The sequence below is a fragment of the Burkholderiales bacterium genome, from assembly GCA_013695435.1.
In the GTDB taxonomy this organism is placed as follows: domain Bacteria; phylum Pseudomonadota; class Gammaproteobacteria; order Burkholderiales; family JACMKV01; genus JACMKV01.
This window is the reverse complement of sequence record JACDAM010000184.1, coordinates 1-4,926: the sequence shown is the minus strand read 5'-3', so window position 1 is coordinate 4,926 and position 4,926 is coordinate 1. Positions and strand designations below refer to the sequence as shown.

Annotated in this window: 6 protein-coding genes; 2 read left to right on the top strand and 4 right to left on the bottom strand. The window is 59.4% G+C overall.

Annotation, left to right across the window (positions count from 1 at the left end):
* From selB to H0V78_09470, 4 genes are all read right to left on the bottom strand, one after another.
* Positions 1-1,204: selenocysteine-specific translation elongation factor (selB, locus tag H0V78_09485; protein ID MBA2351995.1), on the bottom strand; the 1,204-nt coding region annotated here is incomplete at its 3' end.
* Between the two features lie 188 nt (positions 1,205-1,392).
* Complete coding sequence (locus H0V78_09480) at positions 1,393-2,373, bottom strand: ABC transporter substrate-binding protein (GenBank protein MBA2351994.1); 981 nt, start codon at positions 2,371-2,373, stop codon at positions 1,393-1,395.
* A complete protein-coding gene (locus H0V78_09475; protein MBA2351993.1) occupies positions 2,374-2,952 on the bottom strand; it encodes an ABC transporter substrate-binding protein in 579 nt (192 codons plus the stop codon).
* Positions 2,953-3,032: 80 nt separating this feature from the next.
* A complete protein-coding gene (locus H0V78_09470; GenBank protein MBA2351992.1) occupies positions 3,033-3,398 on the bottom strand; it encodes a TlpA family protein disulfide reductase in 366 nt (121 codons plus the stop codon).
* Positions 3,399-3,414: 16 nt separating this feature from the next.
* Between H0V78_09470 and H0V78_09465 the strand changes: the two genes are divergently transcribed.
* Both H0V78_09465 and H0V78_09460 read left to right on the top strand, forming a co-directional pair.
* The gene (locus H0V78_09465; protein MBA2351991.1) at positions 3,415-3,576 is read left to right on the top strand and encodes a hypothetical protein; all 162 of its coding nucleotides are present in this window, start codon (positions 3,415-3,417) and stop codon (positions 3,574-3,576) included.
* A 207-nt stretch (positions 3,577-3,783) separates the two neighbouring features.
* Positions 3,784-4,824 carry an alpha/beta fold hydrolase gene (locus tag H0V78_09460; GenBank protein ID MBA2351990.1) on the top strand — a complete coding sequence of 347 codons (1,041 nt, stop codon included), beginning with the start codon at positions 3,784-3,786 and terminating at the stop codon, positions 4,822-4,824.
* Positions 4,825-4,926 lie beyond the last annotated feature (102 nt).

Genomic DNA, 4,926 nt, shown 5'->3' with positions numbered 1-4,926 from the left:
CGCCAGACGGCCGAGATCGAGGCCGAGCGGACTCAGGACGAGCAGCTCGCGCAAGGCGTCGCTTGCGGAGTCGCGCTCGAGCGCGCGCAGCACAGCGAGCCGCTGCGATTTGCGCCGGCCGCGTTCGGGCGGAAAGGCCATCGATGACGCTGCCGCCGCCCAAAGTGCGCTGCGCGGATTGGTCGCGGAGTACGACACGATCGCCATGAAAAGCGCCGACCGGCTCCTGCAGGATCAGTTGCGCCAAACCGTCACTGCCGGATGCGATGGAACCCGCCTCAAGTATGGCGACGCGGCCGCTGATATCGGCAGCGCCGATATGGACATGAACCGGCGTCCAGTGCTTCAGCGCCTTGGCCTCGGACGCCAGAACTTGCAATCGCACGTCCAGGCGCGAAGTCGGCGCGTGCGCCGCCTCGGCGACAACCCAGTTGCCGCGGTGAATATCGTTTTTTTCGAATTGCAACCCGGCGAGGTTGAGCGCGCAACGCTGGCCGCGGCGACCGCTGACGGCAAGCTGATTTTGCGCGTGTATGCCGCGCACCCGCACAGCTATGCCCGCCGGCGAAACGACCAGCCTGTCGCCGGCCGCGACCTGCCCCGAAAACACGGTGCCGGTCACAACGATGCCGATGCCGGCCAGCGTGAAGCAACGATCGACCGCGAGGCGAAATTTTCCGCTGGTCGTGTGCGTATTCGCCAGCTCGGCGGCGGCTTGGCGCAGATGCCGGTCCAGCGCCTCGATTCCCGCGCCGGTGATCGCTGAAACCGGAAAAAGCGGCGCGGCGGCGAGCGTGGTTCCGGCGAGCTGCGCGCGAATTTGCGCACTGACTTCGTCGATCCTGGCATCAGTGATCGTATCGATTTTCGTCAGCGCCACGGAGCCGCGGGTTAGATGCAGCAAGTCGACAATCGCCAGGTGTTCCAGAGTCTGCGGCATCGGGCCATCGTCGCCCGCAATCACCAGAAGCGCGTAATCGATGCCGGTCGCGCCGGCCAGCATGTTGTGGATAAATTTTTCGTGCCCGGGCACATCGACGAAACCCAGAATCTCGCCGCTCGGCAACGGCTTGTAGGCGAAGCCGAGATCGATGGTGATGCCGCGCGCTTTCTCTTCTTGCAGGCGATCGGCGTCGATGCCGGTCAATGCCTTGACCAGCGCGGTTTTGCCGTGATCGATATGGCCTGCGGTGCCGATGATCATTTCACATTATCGGAAGCTTGATCCCGGGTTTTGTTTTACTTCACCCGGGCTACGGATTCCGCTGAATTCCGCTTGCGAAAAACGACGATCCCGAATATCCATTTGACGAAAACCGACAATTTGACGATCCGAAAAAAAAATGCCCGCGCTTGAACGCGGGCATTGAAGCTAGGTCTTGTGCGTGCGTCTTATTTCTTCCACCCGCTCTCGACCAATTCCAGCACCGTCGTTTTGTACGGAACGAAATTGACCTTGTTGCTGACCGCGTACAGCTTGGCCGGCGAGTAGAGAAACAGGACATTGGCATTGTCATAGACATATTTGTCCATTTCCTGCATCAGCTTTTCCTGCTCCTTGTTGCCGGTGGTCGCAAGAACCTTGGTTTGCAGGCCTTCGAACTTCGCGTCGTTTTTCATTTTGCGAAAACCGCCGCTGTCGCCAAAGAATTCACGGAACACGACGCCCATCGGATAGTTGGGCGACCAGTCGAAATGCTCTACCAGCCAGATGTCCCAGTTGTCGCCTTTCGGAGCGCCCGACATATCCTTGTTGACTTTGACGCCGGCCGCTTCGAAGTTTTTCGCGAGCGCATCGACGACGCCTTTATGGCCTTCGCCGGCAACGATCGTGATCTGCTTGACGCCCGCGGCATTCAGCGCTTTCTTCGCTTCATCCGGCTTGTGGCCGTAAGGTTTCAGGCTTTTGTTGAAACCGAACTGCCCTTTCTGGATGAACGATGGATGGATCGTGCCGTAACCCATGCCGCCATCTTTCAACACCGCCTTGCGATCCACTGCCAGATTGGCCGCTTTACGCAAGTTGACGTCGGTCCATTTCGAATTCGGCGCACTCTGGTTGAAAACCCCGACCAGTATGGTTTTCGCGTCGTTCTTGACGACCTTCGCATGCTTGCTTTTTTCGACCTGCTTGGCTTCCTGCGGCAACAGCTCGGTGACGATGTGAATCTTGCCGCCGTTCATCACTTCTTCGATCGCTTCCTGCTTCGAAATCACGTTGTCGAACTTGAACGTGGCTTTCGCCATGCGATCCTTGTTCCAGTAATTTTTGTTCGGCGCGAGTGTCACGACAGGCGCGCGCTTGTCGAGCGTCGACGTGCCGTCTTTTACTTCAAACGGGCCAGTCCCCCACGGACCGGCTGCGTCGATCACTCACCAATGGCCTTCGGCTTTACCGGTTTTTTTATCGACGAAGCCGAGCTCTTTCCAGAACTTGGAACTGCCGACGTGCATACCGCGGAATTTCATCATCGCCGCGGAATCGGTTTCCGGGAACGTGAAGCGCACGGTGTGATCGTCGATCACGTCGAGCTTGGTGCCTTTGGCGAAATTCAGAAACGCGCCCGGCGGATGCGGGTTGTCCCAGCGCTGCACTTCATCGAAGCTCTTGCGGAATACCTGCGCGTTGAGTTTCTCGCCATCCTGGAACACGACGTTTTTGCGCAGCTTGAATTCGACCGTTTTCGGATCGATCCATTTGTAGCTTTCCGCCAGCCCCATCTCCTGCTTGCCGTCCTTATCGACGCGCACGAGTTCTTCCATGGTGTTCCAGGTAATCCACAGCCAGTTGACCGGCGATGGATCGACGACCCAGATTGGCGCTTCGGCAGCAGCGTCTTTTTGCGGCGCAGCCAGCGACGTGCCGGCCGGCAATGCAAAGCTTAAGGCCAAGGCTGCGGCAAGTGACGCGTGTCGCCGCTTGAACCTCGATTGATTATTCAAACTTGTCATGATTCCTCCTTTGGAATGCTGCGGAACGACTCGTACCAACGCGACACCTTCCGGCCTCTCATCCAGTCCTCCTCTCCGAATCAACCTTTGAGCGCGACCAGAATTTCTTCAAGCTGCCCGTGCGGAAGTTCGCCCAAAATTGTTTTGACGACTTCGCCGCGGCTGTTGACCATGATCGTGAACGGCAATCCACCGACCTTGTTGCCCATTTTTTTGGAAAGATCCATCGCATCCTGGCTGCCGATCAAAAGCGGATACGGAATCTGGTATTCCTTGGCGAACGCCTTGACCTTGTCGGTGTTGTCGATCGAAATGCCGACGACCGCGACGCCTTTGTCCTTGTATTTATTGTGCAGCGCGATCAATTCCGGGACTTCGGCGCGGCACGACTTGCACCACGTCGCCCAGAAATAGACGACCAGAAAGTCGTCTTTCCACTGGCTCAAAGGCTGCAGCTGGCGATTGAAATCCTTGAAGGCGGCGGCGTACACCGGCGCGGCGAAAGTTTTCGTCGATGGCGCCCTGGCTACAGGCGCCGCGGTCGTCGTCTCGCTCGATTTCGACGATGAATCGGGTATTGTGCGTTTGGACGCATCGTCCGCCGCGGCTGGTCGCGGCGACTGAAACAGGAAAGTCGTTGCGAGTGCTGCGATGAGCGATCAAAAGCGGGTGGCGAAAGTGGCTGCTCATCGCGGGGAAGCTATTCTGTATGCTGAAATAGTCGGGAGGAGATTATTCTGGACTGATTCTAGCGTCGTCGCCGCATTTATGGGAATCGATTTCGCAGCCGTTTGTCAGGGCGCCGCTGGGCTTATTCCCCCGTCCGCTATAATGCGCGTCCATCATGAAATACCTTCCATTGAAATACTCCCATTCCGGCGCTCTTTCCGCTTGAGCGCGATTCCAGCTTACCGCGCGCCGTTCTGGCTTCCGGGCGGCCATCTGCAGACCATTTACGCCAAGCTGGCGCCGGCGCCCCGTATCAGCTATCGGCGCGAGCGCTGGAACACGCCGGACGGCGATTTCATCGACCTCGATTGGCTGGCTGGAGGCGTCGGCGAACCGCTGGTCGTTCTTTTTCATGGCCTCGAAGGCGGGTCGAGCGGCCACTATGCCCGCAGCATGATGGCGGCCGTGCAGCAGCAGAACTGGCACGGCGTGGTCGTGCATTTCCGCGGCTGCAGCGGCGAGGCCAATCTGCTGCCGCGCTTTTATCATTCCGGCGATGCGGCCGAAATCGATTGGGTACTGCGCCGGATCAAGGCGAATCAAGGCGGGACGGAGCAATATCAGGCACATCTTTTCGTCACCGGCGTTTCGCTGGGCGGCAATGCTCTGCTCAAATGGCTGGCGCAAGAGGGCGAACAGGCCGCGGCTATCGTCGATGCCGCCGTCGCGGTGTCGGCGCCGGTCGATCTGCGCGCTGCAGGCGATGGGCTCGCGCGCGGCTTCAACCGATTCTATACGCGGCATTTCCTGCGAACGCTGCGCCGTAAATCGCTGCTCAAACTGGTGAGCCATCCCGGTCTGTATGATGCCGGCGCTGTTTCGCGCGCGCGCACCTTGCGTGAATTCGACAATCTCGTCACCGCGCCGCTGCACGGCTACAAGGACGCCGATGATTACTGGACGCGCGCCAGCAGCAAGCCCGGCCTCGTCGATATTCGTGTACCGACCCTGCTCGTCAACGCGAGAAACGATCCGTTTTTGCCCGCTGCGTATTTGCCTGCCGCGAACGAAGTGTCGGCGTACGTCACGCGTGAATTTCCGCCGACCGGCGGCCATGTCGGATTCGTCAGCGGCCGTTTTCCGGGCCATCTGATGTGGTTGCCGCAGCGCCTGCTGCGTTTCTTCGATACGCAGCGCCGGTAGCGCCTTGGTCAGACCATTCGCGGTGAGCTTGTCCAACGTTTCCCGCTCCTTCGACGGGCTCCAGACCAACGACCTCCGGCGGCGGGGCCCCCCCCCCCCCCC